Consider the following 20601-nt stretch of genomic DNA (forward strand, 5'->3'; position numbering starts at 1 on the left):
GTGCGTGTGAGCATCCTCGATCTTGCCTCGGACCCCATCGACCTGACGGCTGCACTGGTCGACATCCCCAGCGTTTCCCACGACGAATCTGCCATCGCACAGGCTGTCGAGGACGCGCTGCGTGAGCAGACCACCGGCTTCGAGATCATTCGCAACGGCAACGCGGTGCTGGCGCGGACGTCCCTCGGACTGCCCAGTCGGGTCATGTTGGCGGGGCACCTCGACACGGTTCCGATTGCCGACAACGTTCCTTCGCGTCGTGAGGGCGATATCCTGCACGGTTGCGGCACCGTGGATATGAAGTCTGGCGACGCGGTGTTCCTGCACCTCGCCGCGACCATCGAGAACTTGGCACACGATCTGACGTTGGTCTTCTACGACTGCGAAGAAATTGCTGCCACCTTCAACGGACTGGGCCGGATCGAACGTGAGATCCCCGAGTGGCTCGCTGCGGACGTCGCGATCCTGGGCGAGCCGACGGCCGGGTTCATCGAAGCCGGGTGCCAGGGAACCATGCGAGTGCGCTTGAGTGCTTCGGGCACCCGTGCGCATTCGGCGAGGTCTTGGCTGGGGGACAACGCCATCCACAAGTTCGGTGCGGCTCTCGAACGCTTGTCTGCGTACCAGCCGCGCTCGGTCGACATCGATGGTTGCGGTTACCGCGAAGGCTTGTCAGCTGTGCGGATCTCCGGTGGCGTCGCGGGAAACGTGGTGCCCGACGAGGCGGAGATGGATGTCAATTTCCGTTTTGCGCCCGACCGTAGTCAGGAACAGGCGGAGGCCCACGTGCGGGAAGTGTTCGACGGACTGGGTCTCGGTTTCGAGGTCACGGATTCCTCGCCCGGCGCTCTGCCGGGGCTGGCGAACCCGTCGGCTGCCGCACTGATCGAAGCTGCCGGCGGCCAGTTCCGCGCCAAGTACGGCTGGACGGATGTCTCCAGATTCTCGGCACTCGGTATTCCGGCCGTCAACTACGGCCCCGGTGATCCCAACCTCGCGCACAAGCGCGACGAGCACGTCCCGGTGCAGCAGATTACCGACGTCGCGGCCGTATTGAGGAAGTACTTGTCGGCCTAGCCGTTAGCCTTGCGTGCATGGCACCTGAGAAGAGTTCAGCCTCCAAGAAGCAGACCTCGTCCATCAAGCATCGCGGCCCGGTTCAGTTGCGTCGTAAACGCAAGGATGAGTCGACCACCACCGACCAGCGGTTGCTGGACTCGCGGGGACCGACCGACTGGGTGCATACCGATCCGTGGCGGGTGCTGCGCATCCAGAGTGAATTCATCGAAGGGTTCGGTGCGCTCGCGGAGGTGCCGCGTGCGGTAACCGTTTTCGGTTCGGCGCGCACTCCGGTCGACCATCCCGAGTACCTCGCCGGCCGTGAACTCGGAACTGCCCTTGCAGAGGAGGGCTTCGCGGTTATCACGGGCGGTGGCCCCGGCGTCATGGAAGCTGCCAACCGTGGTTGCAGCGAAGCGGGCGGCTACTCGATCGGACTCGGCATCGAGTTGCCGTTCGAGCAGGGGCTCAACGAGTGGGTCGACCTCGGTATCAACTTCCGGTACTTTTTTGCGCGTAAGACGATGTTCGTGAAGTACTCGCAGGCCTTCATCTGCCTGCCGGGCGGGTTCGGAACGCTCGACGAGTTGTTCGAGGCACTCACTCTGGTCCAGACGCACAAGGTCACACGCTTTCCGATCATTCTGTTCGGGACCGAGTACTGGTCCGGGCTGGTGGAGTGGATCCAGGGCACCCTCGAGCGCGAAGGAAAGATCTCCGCGGGCGATGCAAACTTGCTGCACGTCACGGACAGTGTCGAAGAAGCAGTCCGAATTGTTGTCGACGCGAACAAGGGCGTCGACGAGGCAGCAGATCTGGGGAAAGAAGAAGAATGGTGACCGATAGTCGCGAGGGCAAGAAGTTTTCGGTGTGCGTTTACTGCGCGTCGGGTCCGGTGGACGAATCGTTCCTGGCTCTGGCTACCGAGGTGGGCACGGCGATCGGTCGACGCGGATGGCAGTTGGTCTCGGGCGGCGGCAACGTCTCGATGATGGGCGCTGTGGCCGAGTCGGCACGGGCGGCGGGGGCGTGGACCATCGGTGTTATTCCGAAGGCCTTGGTGCACAAGGAAGTTGCGGATGTCGATGCCGACGAGCTGATCGTCACCGACACGATGCGTCAGCGCAAGCAGTTGATGGAAGACAACGCGGACGCGTTCATCACGTTGCCGGGCGGTATCGGGACATTGGAAGAGTTGTTCGAGACGTGGACCGCCGGCTACCTGGGAATGCACAGTAAGCCGGTGGTGCTTCTTGATCCGGTCGGGCACTACACGGGTCTACTCGAGTGGTTGAACAAGTTGGACGGCACCGGTTTTGTCGGTCGTAGGGCTTTGGACACGCTGTTGGTCAGGACCGACGTGGAGGCCGCACTGGATGCGTGCGTAAGCGACTGATCAAGTGCGTGACGGGCCACCTTACTGTGAAGTAAGGTGGCCCGAGGCGACCGCGCCGGCGCTGGATACATGATTGGGGAAACATGAGTTCGGAAGCCCGCAGGACTATCGGTCTACTGGATCTCGCGGTGAAACTGCCGTCGATGATCACTGAAGTGCCCATCCTCTTGCAGGGGGCAGCGGGCCTGACCCGCAAGCCCTCCGCCGCAGAGTCCATCGGACTGATCTTTCAGAAGAACGCTCATGCCCATCCGTCGCGGCCGTTCATCCGGTTCGAAGGCCGCGCAACCAGTTACGCCGACGCCAACACAAAGGTCAACCGCTACGCCGACGTCCTGCGAGGCAGCGGAGTCCAGCGCGGCGACGTTGTTGCGATCCTGGGCAAGAACACGCCCGAATCGCTGTTGATCGCTTTGGCTGCAGTCAAACTCGGTGCGGCCGCAGGCATGCTGAACTACAACCAGCGTGATGATGTTCTCGCGCACAGTCTTACGCTGATCGGCGCCCGGGTGCTGGTAGTGGCCGACGAGTGCGAAGAGTCGCTCGAAACCCTGCCCGACGCCTTTGTCGCGCCACAGCAACTTCTTTACAGCGAACTCGAAGAACGTGCGAAGACGGCCGACGCCACCAACCCGGCAGTGACGGCCGAAATCCTCGCCAAGGAAAAAGCGTTCTACATCTTCACGTCCGGTACCACCGGAATGCCCAAGGCCAGCTTGATGACTCACTTCCGCTGGCTCAAGTCGATGTCCGGTCTCGGACTCATGGGCGTTCGTTTGCGCAGTTCGGACACCCTGTACTGCTGCCTGCCGCTCTATCACAACAATGCCTTGACGGTGTCGCTGTCGTCGGTGCTGGCGTCCGGTGCAACGCTCGCCATCGGACGGCAGTTTTCGGCGTCGCGATTCTGGGACGACATCTCCCTGAACAAGGCAACGGCATTCGCCTACATCGGCGAACTGTGTCGCTACCTGCTCAATCAACCCGAGAAGCCCACCGATCGAGACAACGCCGTCCGTCTCATGGTCGGAAACGGGTTGCGCCCCGAAATCTGGGCAGATTTCACCGAGCGCTTCGGCATCAAGCGAGTAGCCGAGTTCTACGGCGCCAGTGAGTGCAACATCGCGTTCGTCAACGCCCTCAACGTCGACAAGACCGCCGGAATCTGCCCGCTGCCACACGCTGTCGTCGAATTCGACGAAGAAACCGGGAAGGCTCTGCGCGGTCCGGACGGGCGGTTGCGCAAGGTGCCGACAGGATCCGTCGGCCTGCTGCTCTCCAAGATCACCGATCGTGCGCCTTTCGACGGATATACCGACGAGGCCGCGAGCAACAGCAAGTTGGTCCGGGACGGTTTCAAAGACGGGGACACGTGGTTCGACACCGGTGACCTCGTGCGCAAGCAGGGCTGGGGGCACGTGGCCTTCGTCGACCGACTCGGCGACACCTTCCGCTGGAAGGGTGAGAACGTCGCGACCACCGAAGTCGAGGGCGCACTCAGTTCACATCCCGCGGTCGAGGAAGCCGTCGTCTACGGCGTCGAAATCCCGGGTACCGACGGCCGCGCCGGTATGGCAGCAGTGAAGTTGCGCGACGGTCACGCCGTCGACGACAGCAACATCGCGGCCCACCTGTACGGAAAACTTCCCGGCTACGCCGTTCCGTTGTTCATTCGCATCGTCGACTCTCTCGAACACACCAGCACGTTCAAGTCGCGCAAGGTGGAACTACGCAATGACGGATACGACGTCGGCGCAGACAGCCTGTACGTTCTCACCGGTCGTGAGAGCGGCTACGCGGGTTCGTACGACGGTTACGTCGGCGAGGTCGCAGCCGGTGCGATCCCCAAGGGCTAGAGCCCTCTCTGTCATGCCAGTATGAACGGCATGTCTTCATTCGCCGGTTCACCCGCGCAGCCAGAGCCGGCGCCCACATTGTGTGGGCGCCTCGTCGCGGTCGATCGTGCGTTGGTCATGGCGATCGTCAACCGAACACCCGATTCGTTCTACGACCAGGGCGCGACGTTCTCCGATTCCGCCGCGATGGCGGCGGTGGACCGCGCTGTGGACGAGGGCGCCGATCTGGTGGATATCGGCGGCGTGAAAGCCGGACCGGGTGATCTGGTGGATACGGACGAGGAAATCCGTCGGGTGGTGCCCTTCGTGGCCGCGATTCGCGCCAAGTACCCGGACATGCTGATCAGCATCGACACCTGGCGAAGTGACGTCGCGCTTCTTGCTCGTCGGGAAGGCGCTGACCTGATCAACGACACCTGGGCCGGCGCCGATCCCGAGTTGGTGATGGTGGCCGCCGAAACCGGGGCGGGAATTGTCTGCTCGCATACCGGGGGAGCCGTTCCGCGCACGCGTCCGCACCGCGTCCGGTACGCCGATGTTGTCGCCGATGTCGTGACCGAAGTTGTCTCGGCTGCGGAACGCGCCGTCGCCCTGGGTGTTCCGCGCGACGCAATTCTGATCGATCCCACCCATGATTTCGGCAAGAACACCTTCCACGGGCTCGAGTTGTTGCGAAAAGTGGACGTTCTTGTAAACACCGGGTGGCCAGTGCTGATGGCACTGAGCAATAAGGACTTCATCGGGGAGACTCTTGGTGTGGAGCTTTCCGAGAGGTTGGAGGGAACATTGGCAGCGACAGCAATGGCCGCGGCGGGCGGCGCCCGAGTGTTCCGGGTCCATGAGGTGGCATCTACTCGCCGGGTGGTCGACATGGTGGCGGCAATTCAGGGGCGTCGTGCTCCGGTTCGGACTGTTCGGGGGCTGGCATGAGTGTCACTGGGTCAACGCGCACCTGGTCCGAAGCCAACAGTTGGGATCACCCGAGTTGGACGGTCGAGGAACTCGAACAAGCGAAAGCCGGCCGCACCATTTCGGTGGTGCTGCCCGCACTTAACGAAGAGAAAACCGTCGCATCGGTGGTCGACACTATTCATCCGTTGCTTGGCGGTTTGGTGGATGAACTGATCGTGCTCGATTCCGGATCCACCGATCGCACCGCGAAGCGGGCCCGCGCGGCCGGCGCGCGCGTGATCAGCCGCGAGAGCGCTGTCCCGTCGCTCCCACCGGCAGCCGGTAAGGGCGAGGTGCTGTGGCGGTCGATCGCGGCGACGACGGGTGATCTGATCGCCTTCGTGGACTCCGATCTGATCAACCCGGATCCGGCGTTTGTTCCGAAGTTGTTGGGTCCCTTGTTGACCGTCGACGGCATTCACCTCGTGAAGGGGTATTACCGCCGCCCGTTGCGCGTCAGTGGGACCGAGGACGCCAATGGCGGTGGACGGGTTACCGAGTTGGTGGCTCGGCCGATGTTGGCGGCTCTGCGACCCGAACTCACGGCAGTACTCCAGCCGCTGGGCGGAGAGTATGCCGGAACTCGGGAACTGCTGTCCGCCGTGCCTTTCGCAGCCGGATACGGTGTCGAGATCGGACTGCTCCTCGATACCTACGACTCGTTGGGGCTCGGCGCGATCGGACAGGTCAATCTCGGGGTGCGTAAGCACCGCAACCGGCCGCTCAGCGAGTTGGGTGTGATGAGCCGTCAGATCATCGGGACGATGCTGCGCAGATGTGGCATCGAGGATTCTGGTGCCGGGCTGACGCAGTTTCTTGTCGACGGTGATTCCTTCGTGCCGGAGACCACTGAGGTGTCGCTGCTCGATCGGCCGCCGATGAATTCGCTTATTCGCAGCGCGGGGGTCTGACTCGGCGGACAGCTGTGTGAGAGCATCGGGGAATGCTGACGATCCTCCTGTACCTGATTGTCATGGCGCTTGTCGGCGGGGCGATCTTCCTCGCTGCGAGTGCGGTTTTCGGGCGCTCGGAAGAACTGCCGCCGCTTCCCCCGGGGACTACCGCGACGGTTCTGCCTGCCGAAGGTGTGACGGGTGCAGACGTCGACGCGCTGCGATTCCAGCAGGTTCTGCGCGGCTACAAGGCCAGTGAAGTTGACTGGGCTCTGCATCGCCTCGGAATGGAAATCGATTATCTCCGTACACAATTGGAGAAGCGGGATTCCGTGCCGAGCGAAGAGATCGCGACCGAACCCGAGACGGCCGTCGAACCGGCACCGGCACCGGCACCGGTGAGTGAGCGTCCGACAGATGACTGACGGACTGATTCGATGCGGCTGGGTGACGTCGAGCGCCGACGACACCATCTATCGGGACTACCACGACCACGAATGGGGACAGCCCCTTCACGGGCGTGACGCACTGTTCGAGAGGCTGGCACTCGAAGCTTTCCAATCCGGGCTTTCGTGGATCACGATTTTGCGTAAACGTGAGGCTTTCCGATCTGTATTCGACGGTTTCGATCCGGAGAAAATCGCAGAGTACGGCGCTGCCGACGTCGATCGGTTACTCGCGGACGCGTCGATCGTCCGCAACAGGTCAAAAATCGAAGCGACGATTTCCAATGCTCGACTACTCGTGAATTCTCCGGAATTGGACCTCGATTCGTTGCTTTGGTCGTTTGCACCGCCGCGACGCACCGCGCGTCTTGCATCAATTGCGGACGTCCCTGCAGTAACCCCGGAATCGACTGCGATGGCCAAGGAACTCAAACGTCTCGGGTTCAAGTTTATCGGCCCTACCACGGCTTATGCACTCATGCAGGCGACTGGCATGGTGGACGATCACGTTGCCGATTGTTGGGTTCCGGTACCGCCCGGAAGGTAGGCGGAACCCCCGTAAATGTGACTCAAATTCCCGGTTCCCGAGCCAATAGGGAACAATGGAGGCTACGAGCCTCGCTGATCGTTGGCGGGGCACACCGTTTGTCGACGCGCAGTGCAGTGCAGCGCAGATCTGGAGGGAGCAGAGGATGGCGGCCATGAAGCCCCGGACCGGGGACGGTCCCCTCGAAGCAACCAAAGAGGGACGAGGAATCGTCATGCGGGTTCCACTCGAGGGTGGCGGACGCCTTGTCGTCGAGCTGACCCCGGATGAAGCTGCTGCGCTCGGTGTGGAACTCACGAACGTCACCAGCTAGTCGGGTCCAGGTAGAAGAGTGCACGCAGGCTCCGTAACCGATCTTCGGTGCGGGGCCTGAAGTGTGTGTGCCTGCAGTATGTGTAACGGATATGTGGGACGAGGACCAATGCTTGCCGAAGTGATCGATCTATTGGCGTGTCCGCAATGTCGCTCTGAACTAGACCTCGTGGACGGCGCCGCAGAATGCCCGCGGGGGCACCGATTTGATATCGCCCGGCAGGGCTACGTCTCGCTGATCAGTGGTGGGTCCACCAAATTCACCGGCGACAGCGCGGAGATGATTGCGGCGCGGTCCAGACTGCTCGGTAGCGGGCACTTCAGGCCCTTGATGGACGGCGTAGCGTCAGCGTGCGCCGGTACCGCCGGAAAAGATCCGGCTCGGATCGTCGAAATCGGTTCCGGCACAGGACAATATCTCGAACACGTGATCAGTAGGCTTCCCGAGTCACGAGGCATTGCCCTCGACGTATCGAAATTCGCGGCACGCCGAGCTGCCAAAGTTCATGATCGCATCGGTTCGATCGTTGCAGATGTGTGGCAGCCGTTGCCCATTCGCGACGGGTCGCTCTCTCACGTGCTCTGTGTGTTCGCTCCACGCAACGGCAGTGAATCCCATCGGATCTTGGCTGATGACGGTTTCCTGGTGGTTCTCACGCCCACGGATCGGCATCTGCGCGAGCTCGTGGAGTTGCTCGGCATGGTTCGGGTCGACGACAAGAAGGTAGAACGTCTCGGGTCCTCGATGGCCGGACTGTTCGAGCGTGAACATTTCGAGGATGTCGAGTACGGGTTGAACCTCACCCATTCCGACATTCTCGATCTGGTGGGGATGGGTCCGTCGGCGAGACACCTGTCGACAGGGCAGCTTGCTGCCGCGGTGGAACAACTCCCCGAGCGCACCCCGATCACCGCGTCGGCAACAATCTCCACCTACCGAAAAATTAACAGCGGCGCTTGACGGCGTCGTCGTAGACCTCCAAGGTCTGCTTGGCGATTTCAGCCCACGAGAATTCGTTGATCGCTCGGACGCGGCCCGCCCGGCCCATAGCGTCGGCGCCGATTCGGTCAGCGACAACGGCGTTTACCGTTGCAGCCAGCGACTCCTCGAAAGCCGTGGGCTCGTAGGAGTTGTAGTGGACGAGGCGCCCGGTCGCTCCGTCGTCGACAACCTCGGGGATACCGCCCACGTCTGAAGCGACAACGGCGGTTTCGCAGGCCATGGCTTCGAGATTGACAATTCCCAGCGGTTCGTAGACGGATGGGCAGACAAAAACCGTTGCGGCCGAGAGTATTTCCCGGATTTGTTCGGTGGGAAGCATTTCGCGGACCCAGAACACATTGCCGCGATGCGCAGCGAGATCCGCGACCGCCTGCGCCGTCTCGGCCGCGATCTCCGGAGTATCCGGGGCACCCGCACACAGGACTAGTTGGATCGACGGATCAAAATCATGCGCCGCGGCAATCAGATGCCCGACACCTTTCTGCCTCGTGATGCGCCCGACAAACGCGACAATCGGCTGCTCGGTGTCGACGCCGATGGTAGCCAGGGCAGACTGGGCGGCCACTGCCGCCGGGCCAGGATGCCAGACAGTCGTGTCGATTCCGTTGCGGACCACATGAATACGGCTCGGGTCCAGCGACGGATAGGCGTCGAGCACATCGAGGCGCATGCCGGAACTGACCGCAATGACGGCGTCGGCGTTCTCGATTGCCGTGCGTTCGGACCACGACGAGACGCGATACCCGCCGCCCAACTGCTCGGCCTTCCACGGACGTCGAGGTTCGAGGGAGTGCGCGGTCAAGATGTGCGGTACGTCGTAGAGTGCCGCTGCCAAGTGCCCGGCCAATCCGGTGTACCAGGTGTGTGAGTGAACGATGTCGACTCCGCTTGCCGCAGCAGCCATCCGAAGCTCGGTGGAGAGCGTCGTCAACGTGGGATTAGCTCCGGCCAACGCTGGATCGGGGGAGTGAACGATCGCGTCGTCGCGGGGAATTCCCATGCAGTGGACATCGACGTCGACGAGTCGCTTCATCTGAGCGACGAGCTCGGTGACGTGTACTCCTGCGCCGCCGTAGATCTCCGGCGGATATTCCTTGGTCATCATCGCGACTCGCACGGGCTAAACCTAACCGCCCGTAGTCGATCCGGCTACCGCTCGGCGTTCTTGCGAGTGTCGCGGGTGCCATCGCTAGCGGGAGTAGTGCAGTGCGGATAGGTTAACGGTGTGAGAAGCCAGCCGCATGTGCTTGGAATCGTGCTCGCCGGAGGCGAGGGCAAACGTCTCTATCCGCTGACGGCGGATAGAGCGAAACCCGCGGTGCCGTTCGGCGGCGCCTATCGACTGATCGACTTCGTGCTGAGCAACTTGGTGAACGCAGGCTATCTGCGTCTCTGTGTGCTCACGCAATACAAGTCGCATTCACTCGACCGACATATATCCCAGACCTGGAGGCTGTCCGGATTCGCGGGCGAATACATCACCCCAGTCCCGGCGCAGCAGCGGCTCGGGCCGCGCTGGTATACCGGTAGTGCCGACGCAATTCTGCAGTCGCTCAACCTGGTTTACGACGAGGACCCCGAGTACATCGTGGTGTTCGGTGCCGACCACGTGTATCGCATGGACCCCGAACAGATGGTGCAGCACCACATCGATTCCGGTGCCGGTGTGACCGTCGCCGGTATTCGGGTGCCGCGCAGCGAGGCGTTCGCCTTCGGATGCATCGACAGCGACGAGTCCGGCCGCATCACCCAGTTCCTCGAGAAGCCGGCTCATCCGCCCGGCACCCCCGACGACCCCAATTCCACCTTCGCGTCCATGGGTAACTACGTGTTCACCACCAAGGTGCTCGTCGACGCCATCCGTGCGGATTCGGAGAATTCCGATTCGGATCACGACATGGGCGGAGACATCATCCCCGCGCTGGTCGCCGCCGGTGAAGCTTCGGTATACGACTTCAAGGACAACATCGTCCCTGGCGCCACTGATCGTGACCGCGGCTATTGGCGTGACGTCGGTACCCTCGACGCTTTCTACGACGCACACATGGACCTGGTGTCAGTGCATCCGATCTTCAACCTCTACAACCGGCGCTGGCCTATCCGCGGCGCCACCGAGAACCTGGCACCGGCCAAGTTCGTCAAGGGCGGGCTTGCCCAGGAATCGATAGTCGGCGCGGGATCGATTCTCTCGGCTGCCACGGTGCGCAACTCGGTTCTCAGTTCCAACGTGATGATCGAGGACGGGGCGACTGTCGAGGGCAGTGTTCTGATGCCGGGTGTGCGCATCGGAAAGGGAGCTGTCGTTCGTCGAGCCATCCTCGACAAGAACGTTGTCGTGGGTCCCGGCGAGATCATCGGCGTCGACCTCGAACGAGATCGGGAACGATTCGCGATCAGTCAGGGTGGCGTCGTCGCCATCGGCAAGGGTGTGTGGATCTAGCTAGAGGTTGCTTACCGCTAGATCTTGCTTGCGCACAGGAGTCCCTCGCCCAACGGTAAGAGAACACGAATGAGGCGTGTGTCGTCCGCAACAGCTTTTGCTGCTTCGCGGACGGCCACGGTGGCTGCGTCGCGTGCTGAAGGGTCCGCGACCCGGCCACCGGCCAGGGCGGCGTGGAGAACGATCACTCCGCCGGGACGAAGCAACCGGACGCCTTCGCGGACGTAATGTGGGTGGTCAACGGGCTCGCAGTCGACGAAGACCAGGTCATAGCCGCCGTCGGCCAGACGCGGCAGCACGTCGAGCGCGTCGCCGTTGATCAGGCGAGTACGGGCCGGTGCAATGCCGCTTTCGCGGAAGGTTGCCTTGGCCGCGCGCTGGTGCTCGGGTTCGCTGTCGATAGTGGTCAGGACCCCGTCGTCGCGCATGCCGTGCAACAGCCACAAACTACTCACGCCGGCTCCGGTACCGATCTCGACCGCTGTTTTTGCTCCGAGCATGCGGGCGAACATCGCCAGTACTGCTCCCACCGCAGGCGTTACCGGAGTTGTGCCGAGGTCGTTGGCTCGGTTCCGCGCCGCAGTCAAAATCTCGTCCTCGGAAACAACGTCCTCGACGTGGCGGAGTATCTGTTCGGCGTGGGTCACACCATGAGGTTATCGGGCGCCTTCCCTTGTCTGTGCAAGGCGCGCAACTTGTCTGTGCCGGGCATGTGCCGAGGCAAGATTCTCAGCAATCCCTCAGGCTCCTCATAGGGCATGCACACCGCGATGCGAAAGGGTAGGTACATCGCCGGAAATGAAGATCACCGCCGGCGATGACAGCATGGCTGATTCGGTGTTCCGGGAACAAAACACCACGGTGTTCGGTTGTCCCAGTCACCACGTGAGCTGACAGCGCCGTCCCGAGCGAGCAGGAGGACCAACCTATTTTCCAGATCAACGACGAGCCTCGCCCTCGAGAGTCGGAAGTAATGACGACGGAATCGGCTGTGGATTCCGAATTGATCGGTACTGCTGTTTTCGACGCGACAGGTGAGAAGTCCGCGATGCCGTCGTGGGACGAACTCGTCCGCCAGCACGGTGACCGCGTGTACAGACTTGCGTATCGGTTGTCCGGTGACGCCCAGGACGCCGAAGATCTGACCCAGGACACCTTCATCCGTGTGTTCCGCTCGCTCTCCGATTACCAGCCCGGCACCTTCGAGGGTTGGTTGCACCGGATCACGACCAATTTGTTCCTCGACATGGTCCGTCGCCGCAATCGCATCCGGATGGAAGCACTACCGGAGGACTACGACCGCGTACCGTCGGCGGGTCCGAACCCCGAGCAGATCTATCACGACGCTCGTCTCGACGCGGATCTCCAGGCCGCTTTGGACTCTTTGGCACCGGATTTCCGTGCTGCAGTTGTGCTCTGTGACATCGAAGGTCTGTCGTATGAGGAAATCGGTGCCACACTGGGAGTGAAGCTCGGAACGGTACGTAGCCGGATCCACCGTGGACGACAGGCGATTCGTGATCATCTGGCGGCGCAACGCGCAGCCGAATCCGAATCCGTCGGCGTCTGACGGCCGGGCAGTGAGACGGCAGGGACAGTTGGTCGATCATCTGGAGGGACGAATGACGGAGACGCGGGCACCCCGCCAGTTCGGCTCGACCGAGCACCTGGCAAGTGAGGCAATTGCCGCCTACGTCGACGGAGAACTCCGGATGCAGGCCTACCTCCGGGCCTCCCATCACATTTCCATCTGCCCCGAATGCGCCGGCGCAGTCGATGCGCAGCAGCAGGCGCGCGGTGCACTCCGACGCAGTGGCGAGATGACGATGCCACTCTCGCTTGTCGGATTGTTGAGCCAGATTCCGTCGTGCAACAGCCACACCGCCGAAAGTGCACCCGGAGCCGACGCCGGGTTCGGTGCCATCGGCAAACGGTTGTCCCGTCGTTGGCGCAAATGAGCGCTTCGGGGCGGCTGCATCAGCTTTCATTCGTCGATCAGCGATACTGGACCGCGTGACTGACGGACAGCGTGTGACTGACGGACAGCGTGTGACTGACGGACAGCGTGTGACTGACGGACAGCGGGGGCATTCCGGGGTGGATACCAATTCTTCGGCAAACGGTTCGGTGGATCGCCCGGCAGATGCGCCTGTTCTCGAACCTCGGCCTGTGTACCGGCCGCAGATCGATCCGGCGTCCCGACAAGTTTTCGGTCGCCCCAGTGGAGTCGACGGATCATTCTCGCCGACGTCGGTGCGGGGTATGCCGGCACCGGATGTGTCGGTCGGATCACCGGACCCAGTCCTTGCCGAGGCCTTCGGACGACCGGACGGCGAGAGCGAATCCATCGGCCGGGATCCCGACGCGGAATCGGCGAGCGAGCCCGAAGACGAACAACCGAGCGACCCGTGGCGTGATCCGGCGTCGTCGGTGGCATTGGGGTCACCCGCAGCGCAGACGCAGCCGGAGATCTTGCCGCCCGCCCCGAAACTCGATGTCAGGGACGTGCTGTTCGGCCGTAAGGTTGCGCCGTCGGCATTGGCAGCTCTTGCCGGAATGGCGCTGGTGATCGCATTGGTAGGCGGATTGCTGGCGACGGTGATCACCGCTGATCGAGGCGCGTTGACCAGCCAGCGGGTCACCCTGGTGCAATCGGGCAGTGGCGAACAACCTCAGTCGCAGGTGGCCAAGGTCGCGGATGCCGTGCTGCCGTCCGTCGTCTCGATTCAAGTTGCCGTGGGCGATCAGGGCAGTACCGGTTCAGGCGTCGTGATCGAAGGTGCCGGATACATCGTCACCAACAACCACGTGATTTCGTCAGCTGTCCCACCGGCTCAGAACGCTCGTATCCAGGTCATCTTCTCGGACGGAACGAAGACCGACGCTCAGATCGTCGGCCGTGACGTGAAAACGGACCTCGCAGTGCTCAAGGTGGCGGCAGACAATCTGACAGTTGCACAACTCGGAAAGTCAGATGACGTTCAGGTCGGCGACGAGGTCATCGCGGTCGGTTCACCGCTCGGGCTGAGCAAGACGGTAACTTCCGGAATCGTCAGCGCCTTGAACCGTCCGCTCCGCTTGTCCGGGGACGGCACCGACACCAATGCTGTCATCGATGCAGTCCAGACGGACGCGGCCATCAACCACGGCAACTCCGGTGGCGCTCTGGTCGACGACGAGGCCCGGGTGATCGGTATCAACACTGCGATGCTCAGCGAGTCCGGCGGTTCCGTGGGACTGGGTTTCGCGATTCCCATCGATACCGTCACTACGGTGGCGCAGGCCATCATTCGTGACGGTTTGGTGCATCACCCCGATATCGGCGTCAACGCGCGCACTGCGGTCAACGACGCCACCAGCGGTGCGGCGGTGGCCAACGTTCGTGACGGCAGTCCCGCGCAACGGGCCGGAATTGTCGAAGGCGATGTCATCGTCAAGGTCGGGGATCGCCCGGTGACGAGTGCCGACGAACTGGTGGTGGCGGTCAATGCCACGACCGTCGGACAACCCGTCAACGTGCAGTTGATCCGCGACGGACGCCAGGTCGACATATCGGTCACGCCGGTTTCCGACTGATCCAACCTCCGACCTTGCTGTGAAGTTGATCCGGACCCGCACGAACCTGGCGAGCACACAGTAGGCTGACCCTGTGTTTGGCAACATCGGTTGGGGCGAGTTCATGATCCTCCTCGTAGCGGCTCTGGTCATCTTGGGACCTGAGCGGCTTCCGGGCGCGGTCTCCTGGGTAACCAAGTCATTGAGGCAGGTGCGTGAATACGCCTCCGGCGCTTCCAATCAACTCAAGGAAGAGTTGGGAACCGACTTCGAGGATCTGCGCAAACCTCTGGCAGATCTGAACAAGCTGCGCGGCATGACACCGCGCGCTGTGATCACCCAGCACCTTCTCGACGGTGACGATTCCATTTTCACCGGAAACTTCGACAAGAAGCCGGGTGGAGCAGACAAGCCACAAAGTGGGGTGCAGCAGCCCACGACGATGTCGCTCTCCAAGAACACGCCACTGTCGGCCGGCGAGCGCCCACCAGTCGACCTCGACGCGACCTAGCCTCCGACCAGACGCGCCACAGGCTTGTACAGACAAAAGTGCCGCCCACCTTTCGGTGGGCGGCACTTTTGGTACGTGCGTACTACATGTTTCGAACGGTATTGATACCCAGCGACATTCCGGCCAGTCCGCGCTGACGGACGGCCAACTTGTCGGCGATGTCCTTCAGCGCGATTGCTGCTGCGCTGTTGGGAGCGCTGAGCACGATCGGTGTTCCGGCGTCACCGGCTTCACGGACCGCCGGGTCCAACGGGATCTGGCCGAGAAGCGGAACCTTGGCGCCGACGGCCTTGGTGAGGCGATCGGAAACCGTCTGGCCGCCGCCCTCGCCGAAGACGTCCATGCGGGTGCCGTCGGGAAGTTCGAGCCAGGACATGTTCTCGACGACGCCGGCAATGCGCTGACGGGTCTGCAGGGCAATGGCGCCGGCGCGTTCGGCGACCTCGGCGGCTGCCTGCTGTGGGGTGGTGACAACCAGGATCTCGGCGCTCGGAATGAGCTGGGCGACAGAGATCGCGATGTCGCCGGTTCCCGGCGGCAGGTCGAGCAGGAGGATGTCGAGGTCGCCCCAGAAGACGTCGGCCAGGAATTGCTGCAGAGCGCGGTGCAGCATCGGTCCACGCCAGACGACGGGGGTGTTGCCCTGTGTGAACTGAGCAATCGAGATCATCTTGATGTCGTGGGCGACTGGCGGCATGATCATGCGCTCGACCTGGGTGGGCTTGGCATCCGTGCCCAGCATGCGGGGGATGGAGTGCCCGTAGATGTCGGCATCCAAGACTCCGACGGACAAGCCGCGTGCAGCGAGCGCGGCAGCGAGATTGACTGTGACACTGGACTTTCCGACGCCGCCCTTGCCGGATGCGACTGCGTACACGCGAGTGAGTGAGCCGGGCTGAGCGAACGGGATCACCGGTTCGGCGGAGTCGCCGCGAAGGGACTTTCGGAGTTCGGTGCGCTGCGTGTCGTTCATGACGTCGAGTTCGACGCTGATGGCGCCCACACCGGCGACGTCGGCGACGGCCTTGGTGACGCGCTCGGTGATCTCGGTGCGCAGCGGGCAACCGGCCGTCGTGAGGTAGATATCGACGTGAACACTGTTGGCATCACCGAGTGTGATGCCTTTGACCATCCCCAATTCGGTGATGGGCTTGCGGATTTCCGGATCGAGAACTCGCGCGAGCGCGGAGCGTACGTCGGACTCGGTCAGTACAGACATGGCTCCATGGTAGGTCCAGGTCCTCGACGGGGAGGAAGCGAGGGCCGTGGATCAGTGAATGCGAGGCAGGTCCGATGCGGCGGGAACGATGCCGGTGGAGTAGCCCGCGGTCCAGGCCAGGACGTTGGCGACGTATGCCGCAGAGTTGTTGTAGCGGTGGATCGCTTTGGCGGCCTGAGTGATGTCCTGCATGTTCAATCCACCGTCGCACAGGTATTTTCCGGTGGTCAGCGCGGAGTCGAACAGGTTCTGCGGATCGGAGATGCCGTCACCGTTGCCGTCGCCGGCGTATTGCGTCCAGGTGGACGGGATGAACTGCATGGGGCCCACAGCGCGGTCGTAGACACTGTCGCCGTCGAGTGCGCCGCCGTCGGTGTCCATGATCACGGCCTGGCCGGGGAGGCTGCCGTTGAGGGGCAGTCCAATCACGGGGTCGAAGAGGTTGCCGTTCGCGTCGGCATCCTTGCCGTCGTGAGCGTGGCCGGATTCGACGCGGCCGATACCGGCCATCAGAGTCCACTGCATGTTGCAGGTGGGGTTTTCGACAGCGAGGATGCGCTCGGCATTCTGGTACGCCGCGACGCTGACGCTCGGGATACCGAGAGCGCCCTCTGCCATCGATGCAGGCAGTGGCGGAGTTTCCTGGACCGGTGCGAGCGGAGCAGGCTCCGGAGCTGCGACGGGAGTTTCGGCCAGGTCCGCGATCGGGAGGATCTGGGCCTGCGGTTCCTGCGTGGCCAGGGCGGCTGCGTCGGCAGATTGTGCGGCGCTGGTGTTGAAGAAGGGGATCTCGGATGCGGCGCCGGCAGAGTTGGCTGCTGTTACCAATCCGATAGGAATGAGTCCGGTTAGCGCGATGACCGAATTGCGACGGATGTGCGAATCTGTCTTCTGGTTATGCCGACCCACTGTTTAACGCCTCCTGAACCCCGGATTCGGGGTTTTCCGTCCGCTGACGGAATCGAGGCTACCTGATTTGTTGCAGTTCCGTTACTTAACCGTGATCTTCGAGGTCAGTCCGGTGCACAATGGTGTGGGTTCGTTACTTTTTGTTACCTAGAAGGCCGGCATGAACGGCAGTCCGGGGAACAGTGGTGCCGGAGGCGCAGGGGGTGCCGGCGGAGCCGGAGCGGCTTCGGGGGCGGGCGCGGCGGCCGGAGTAGTGGCGACGGGGGCCTCCGGAGTAGTCGTTTCTGCGGTCCTGTCGGTCGCCTGAGCCAGTCCCGGAGCGTCGGGGGTGGGAACCGCACACGGAAGTGCGATGCCGGCCGGCAAGGCTGCCAGGGCTGCGGGATCAAGAATCGTGCACATGTCGTCGGGCCAACGCCAGCCTTCGGCAGTCAGGAACGGCCAGACAAGGCCGCGTGACGTCATGACCGGGAGCGGGATGACGGGACCCCCGGCGGCGGCGTTGGGAACGGTTGTCGGGCTAGGTAGGAGGCCGGGCGGGATGAGTGCCTGAATCTCTGGCGACAGGGCAGGCATGTCCGGAAGTCCGGGAAGTAGAGGCGGCGTCGTCGGCGTCGTAGTGGCGGCTGCTGCTTCCTTCGCTTTGTCTGTGTCCTTTGCATCCGGTGCGACTGCGGCCGCCGCGGCCAGAATTGCGGAAGTTCCGCCGGCACTTCCGGTGTTCGCACTTCCGGTGTTGTTACCGCCGACGTAGGGAAGAGGTCCGGACGGAACGACGCCACTCTTGTAGGCCGTCGACCACATGATCACGTTCGCGGCGTACGCGGCGGAATTGTTGTATCGAAGAACAGCTTTGGTTTCCTGGTCGAGATTGCGGAGGTCGAGTCCGCCGCTGCAGAGGTACTTTGCCGACGACAATGCAGCGTCGAACACGTTGTTGGGATCGGCTACGCCATCGCCGTTGCCGTCGCTGGCATAGCCCTTCCACGTCGCTGGGATGAACTGCATCGGGCCGACTGCGCGATCATGCGTCGGGTCGCCGTCGACGGCGCCCTTGTCGGTGTCGGTGATGACCTCGTTGCCGGCGAGGCGTCCGTCCAGGACCGGCCCGAGGATCGGGGTCAGTGTTGTGCCGACGGAGTTGGTCCGTCCACCGTTGGCATGACCGGACTCGATTCGCCCGATACCGGCGAGGAGGTGCCAGGGGATCCCACACTTGGGCGCCTCGGTCATCATCACGAGTTCGGCGGAGCGATACGCATTGAGAACGATCTCGGGAATGCCGAGCGATGTCAGCACGATCGCGGCCGCTTCAGGGTTTTGCCCGGGACTGCCGGTGATCGCCGAACTAGGTGGAGCCGATCGTTGGGTGCGCACCGTTCGGGGTGTCGGTAGGAAGTCCGGTAGCGGAGCAGGCTTCGTCGATGCGGAACCTGCCAGGGCGATAGGTATCTGTGACCCGGTTGCGGGCGCGCTACTTGCAGTGAGAGCTGCCGGCCCGGTGACCGCCAACAGTCCCCCTACCAGCGTGGACACTGCAATCATTCCTCGTACGCGCACGATTCCCCTTTGCTGGTTCTCCGGTTCCGGAGTACCCACCGATAAATATATAAACGCCTGTGACTTACGTTACATATCGGTCACGGTGTGCGCACCAAAACTCAGTGAATTCTCAGTTATTGAGACTCGCGTTTCGAGGAACCTGACTCTCGATGCTTCTTCTTGGGTGTCGGTTCGTTGTCGGAGCTGAGCAACGACTTGATTTCGTCGAGTTCCCGGCGCAAGTAGTCGCGAGTTGCGACCTCGCCGAGTGCGATACGCAGAGCGGCCAATTCCCGGGCGAGGAACTCGGTATCGGCCTTGGTCTGTTCGGCGCGCGAGCGGTCCTCCTCCAGGGAAACCTTGTCCCGGTTCTCCTGCCTGTTCTGCGCCAGCAGGATCAACGGTGCCGCGTAGGCAGCCTGCGTCGAAAACGCCAGATTGAGAAGGATGAACGGATACGGATCCCATCGCAGGGCGACGACGAAGATGTTGATCAGAATCCAGACGATCACGATGATGGTCTGAATCGCCAGGTACCGGCCGGTCCCGAGGAACCGCGCAATGCGCTCGCTGACGCGTCCCACCGCTTCGACGTCGAAGTCGAAATGAAAACGACGGTTCCCTCGAGGGGTTTCCAGGCGTTGACGCGCCGAGGTGCTCGAGAATCGATCGCTCATCGTAAGAGTCCTCCGTCGTCCGAGTCGTCCTCGCGCCAGTCTTCGGGGAGGAGATGGTCGAGGACGTCGTCGACGGTTACCGCGCCGATCAGGTGATTCTGGTCGTCCACCACCGGGCCGCACACCAGGTTGTACGTCGCGAAGTATCGCGTCACCGCAGCCAGCGAATCGTCCGCACCGAGTGTCGGCAGGTCGCTGTCCAGAAGTCCGCCGACCAAGCTGGCGGGCGGTTCTCTCAGTAATTTCTGCAGGTGAACACAACCGAGATAGCGTCCGGTGGGTGTTGCGGTCGGCGGCCGCACTACGAAGACCATGCTCGAAAGCGCCGGTGTGACGTCGTAGTTTCGTGCCCGCGCGAGCGCCTCGGCAACAGTCGTCGACGCCGTCAGCACCACGGGTTCTGGCGTCATCAGACCGCCGGCCGTGTCAGGGGAGTGTTCGAGGAGCCGACGCACCGGTTCCGAATCCTGCGGATCCATCAACTGGAGCAGGGATTCGGCTTCGGTTGCGGGGAGCTCACCGAGGAGGTCGGCGGCGTCGTCCGGATCCATCGCCTCGAGGACATCCGCTGCCCGTTCTACTTCGAGGTGCATGAGGAGATCGGTCTGATCGTCGGCCGGCAATTCCTGGACGACGTCGGCGAGACGTTCGTCGTCGAGTGCCGCGGCAAGTTCTCGTCGACGCTTCTCCGGGAGTTCGCGCATGGCATTGGCGACATCGGCCGGACGCATGCCCTCGTATTGGAGAAGAAGGTGCGCGACTCCCTGGCCGGGTAACGAAAGGTCACTCTGTGTTAATCCCGCAACGTATTGCCACTCGACGACGTGGATTGCGGCCCGGCGACCCAGCCGTCCGCGATGGGCACGGACCGCGACCTTCGAGACCACCCAGTCGCGGGTCCGTCTCGATTCGATACCCAGATCGACCACCACCGCGTCGACGCCGTGAAGCTCGGTCAGCTCAGGGTCATCAACGCGCACATGTGAATCGAGCACCTGGGCGAGTGCCAGTACTTCACCGGGCCGTTGGGTGAAGCGACGGATACTGACGTTGCCGGTCGTTAGCGTGACCGCGCTCGGCTCGATGGCTGTCACACGCAGCATCGGTACGAAAATACGTTTGCGCGTGAACATTTCGATCACCAGGCCGAGTACGCGCGGTTGCTGGCGCCCGATACGAACAGTGATCACGACATCACGCACTCGCCCGATCGACTCACCGTCCGGACCGAGGACAACCAGGCCCGCCAGCCTGGCTGCAAATACCTTGCCTGCTGCTGCCATGA

At 62.6% G+C, this 20601-nt stretch carries 22 protein-coding genes; 15 read left to right on the forward strand and 7 right to left on the reverse strand.

All coding sequences use genetic code 11. The features are described from left to right. Nucleotides 1–6 precede the first annotated feature (6 nt). From dapE to MTX36_RS14745, 10 genes are all read left to right on the forward strand, one after another. A complete protein-coding gene (dapE, locus tag MTX36_RS14700) occupies nucleotides 7–1077 on the forward strand; it encodes a succinyl-diaminopimelate desuccinylase (protein WP_243620480.1) in 1071 nt (356 codons plus the stop codon). 17 nt (nucleotides 1078–1094) lie between these two features. Further along, nucleotides 1095–1898: a TIGR00730 family Rossman fold protein gene (locus tag MTX36_RS14705; RefSeq protein WP_243620481.1), complete on the forward strand. Its 804-nt coding sequence runs from the start codon at nucleotides 1095–1097 to the stop codon at nucleotides 1896–1898. Continuing rightward, nucleotides 1892–2455 (forward strand): TIGR00730 family Rossman fold protein, encoded by a 564-nt coding sequence (locus tag MTX36_RS14710; RefSeq protein WP_243620482.1) that lies wholly within the window; start codon nucleotides 1892–1894, stop codon nucleotides 2453–2455. Before MTX36_RS14705 ends, MTX36_RS14710 begins: the two co-directional genes overlap by 7 nt. Nucleotides 2456–2538: 83 nt before the next feature. Continuing rightward, entirely contained in the window at nucleotides 2539–4311 is a 1773-nt protein-coding gene (locus MTX36_RS14715; RefSeq protein ID WP_243620483.1) for a long-chain-acyl-CoA synthetase, read from the forward strand. 30 nt (nucleotides 4312–4341) lie between these two features. After that, nucleotides 4342–5241 (forward strand): dihydropteroate synthase, encoded by a 900-nt coding sequence (gene folP, locus MTX36_RS14720; RefSeq protein WP_243620484.1) that lies wholly within the window; start codon nucleotides 4342–4344, stop codon nucleotides 5239–5241. Continuing rightward, a complete protein-coding gene (locus MTX36_RS14725; protein WP_243620485.1) occupies nucleotides 5238–6173 on the forward strand; it encodes a glucosyl-3-phosphoglycerate synthase in 936 nt (311 codons plus the stop codon). Before folP ends, MTX36_RS14725 begins: the two co-directional genes overlap by 4 nt. A gap of 32 nt (nucleotides 6174–6205) precedes the next feature. Beyond that, complete coding sequence (locus tag MTX36_RS14730) at nucleotides 6206–6580, forward strand: DivIVA domain-containing protein (protein ID WP_243620486.1); 375 nt, start codon at nucleotides 6206–6208, stop codon at nucleotides 6578–6580. Beyond that, nucleotides 6573–7148 carry a DNA-3-methyladenine glycosylase I gene (locus tag MTX36_RS14735; protein WP_243620487.1) on the forward strand — a complete coding sequence of 192 codons (576 nt, stop codon included), beginning with the start codon at nucleotides 6573–6575 and terminating at the stop codon, nucleotides 7146–7148. Before MTX36_RS14730 ends, MTX36_RS14735 begins: the two co-directional genes overlap by 8 nt. A gap of 145 nt (nucleotides 7149–7293) precedes the next feature. Continuing rightward, the gene (locus tag MTX36_RS14740; RefSeq protein WP_003945169.1) at nucleotides 7294–7461 is read left to right on the forward strand and encodes a DUF3117 domain-containing protein; all 168 of its coding nucleotides are present in this window, start codon (nucleotides 7294–7296) and stop codon (nucleotides 7459–7461) included. 108 nt (nucleotides 7462–7569) lie between these two features. After that, entirely contained in the window at nucleotides 7570–8421 is an 852-nt protein-coding gene (locus MTX36_RS14745; protein WP_243620488.1) for a putative RNA methyltransferase, read from the forward strand. Here the strand turns inward: MTX36_RS14745 and glgA are convergent. Beyond that, the gene (gene glgA / locus MTX36_RS14750) at nucleotides 8405–9580 is read right to left on the reverse strand and encodes a glycogen synthase (protein WP_243620489.1); all 1176 of its coding nucleotides are present in this window, start codon (nucleotides 9578–9580) and stop codon (nucleotides 8405–8407) included. The two genes, MTX36_RS14745 and glgA, sit on opposite strands and share 17 nt — an antisense overlap. A 108-nt stretch (nucleotides 9581–9688) precedes the next feature. Here glgA and glgC point away from each other — a divergent pair, with 108 nt between their 5' ends. Beyond that, a complete protein-coding gene (glgC, locus tag MTX36_RS14755) occupies nucleotides 9689–10903 on the forward strand; it encodes a glucose-1-phosphate adenylyltransferase (protein ID WP_094274254.1) in 1215 nt (404 codons plus the stop codon). 17 nt (nucleotides 10904–10920) lie between these two features. Here glgC and MTX36_RS14760 read toward each other — a convergent pair whose 3' ends face one another. Continuing rightward, nucleotides 10921–11550: an O-methyltransferase gene (locus MTX36_RS14760; RefSeq protein WP_243620490.1), complete on the reverse strand. Its 630-nt coding sequence runs from the start codon at nucleotides 11548–11550 to the stop codon at nucleotides 10921–10923. Between the two features lie 326 nt (nucleotides 11551–11876). On the opposite strand from MTX36_RS14760, the gene sigE reads away from it, so the two are divergent. From sigE to tatB, 4 genes are all read left to right on the forward strand, one after another. Beyond that, complete coding sequence (gene sigE, locus MTX36_RS14765; protein ID WP_094274252.1) at nucleotides 11877–12473, forward strand: RNA polymerase sigma factor SigE; 597 nt, start codon at nucleotides 11877–11879, stop codon at nucleotides 12471–12473. A gap of 52 nt (nucleotides 12474–12525) precedes the next feature. Then, the gene (locus tag MTX36_RS14770; RefSeq protein ID WP_243620491.1) at nucleotides 12526–12861 is read left to right on the forward strand and encodes an RNA polymerase subunit sigma-70; all 336 of its coding nucleotides are present in this window, start codon (nucleotides 12526–12528) and stop codon (nucleotides 12859–12861) included. Between the two features lie 139 nt (nucleotides 12862–13000). Continuing rightward, entirely contained in the window at nucleotides 13001–14479 is a 1479-nt protein-coding gene (locus MTX36_RS14775; protein ID WP_243620577.1) for a S1C family serine protease, read from the forward strand. Between the two features lie 73 nt (nucleotides 14480–14552). Continuing rightward, nucleotides 14553–14969 (forward strand): Sec-independent protein translocase protein TatB, encoded by a 417-nt coding sequence (gene tatB / locus MTX36_RS14780; RefSeq protein WP_243620492.1) that lies wholly within the window; start codon nucleotides 14553–14555, stop codon nucleotides 14967–14969. A gap of 82 nt (nucleotides 14970–15051) precedes the next feature. On the opposite strand, the gene MTX36_RS14785 is transcribed toward tatB, so the two are convergent. The 5 genes from MTX36_RS14785 to MTX36_RS14805 form a co-directional block, all read right to left on the reverse strand. Then, on the reverse strand, nucleotides 15052–16188 hold the full coding sequence (locus tag MTX36_RS14785; RefSeq protein ID WP_243620493.1) for an Mrp/NBP35 family ATP-binding protein: 1137 nt from the start codon (nucleotides 16186–16188) through the stop codon (nucleotides 15052–15054). 51 nt (nucleotides 16189–16239) lie between these two features. Then, on the reverse strand, nucleotides 16240–17097 hold the full coding sequence (locus MTX36_RS14790; RefSeq protein WP_243620494.1) for a lytic murein transglycosylase: 858 nt from the start codon (nucleotides 17095–17097) through the stop codon (nucleotides 16240–16242). A gap of 147 nt (nucleotides 17098–17244) precedes the next feature. After that, the gene (locus MTX36_RS14795) at nucleotides 17245–18642 is read right to left on the reverse strand and encodes a lytic transglycosylase domain-containing protein (RefSeq protein WP_243620580.1); all 1398 of its coding nucleotides are present in this window, start codon (nucleotides 18640–18642) and stop codon (nucleotides 17245–17247) included. A gap of 131 nt (nucleotides 18643–18773) precedes the next feature. Continuing rightward, complete coding sequence (locus MTX36_RS14800; RefSeq protein WP_243620495.1) at nucleotides 18774–19316, reverse strand: DUF1003 domain-containing protein; 543 nt, start codon at nucleotides 19314–19316, stop codon at nucleotides 18774–18776. Beyond that, nucleotides 19313–20599, reverse strand: a complete 1287-nt coding sequence (locus tag MTX36_RS14805) for a magnesium transporter MgtE N-terminal domain-containing protein (RefSeq protein ID WP_243620496.1) — start codon at nucleotides 20597–20599, stop codon at nucleotides 19313–19315. The genes MTX36_RS14800 and MTX36_RS14805 overlap by 4 nt, the downstream gene beginning before the upstream one ends. Nucleotides 20600–20601: the final 2 nt, after the last annotated feature.

The organism is Rhodococcus sp. ARC_M6 (assembly GCF_022810305.1).
In the GTDB taxonomy this organism is placed as follows: domain Bacteria; phylum Actinomycetota; class Actinomycetes; order Mycobacteriales; family Mycobacteriaceae; genus Rhodococcus_F.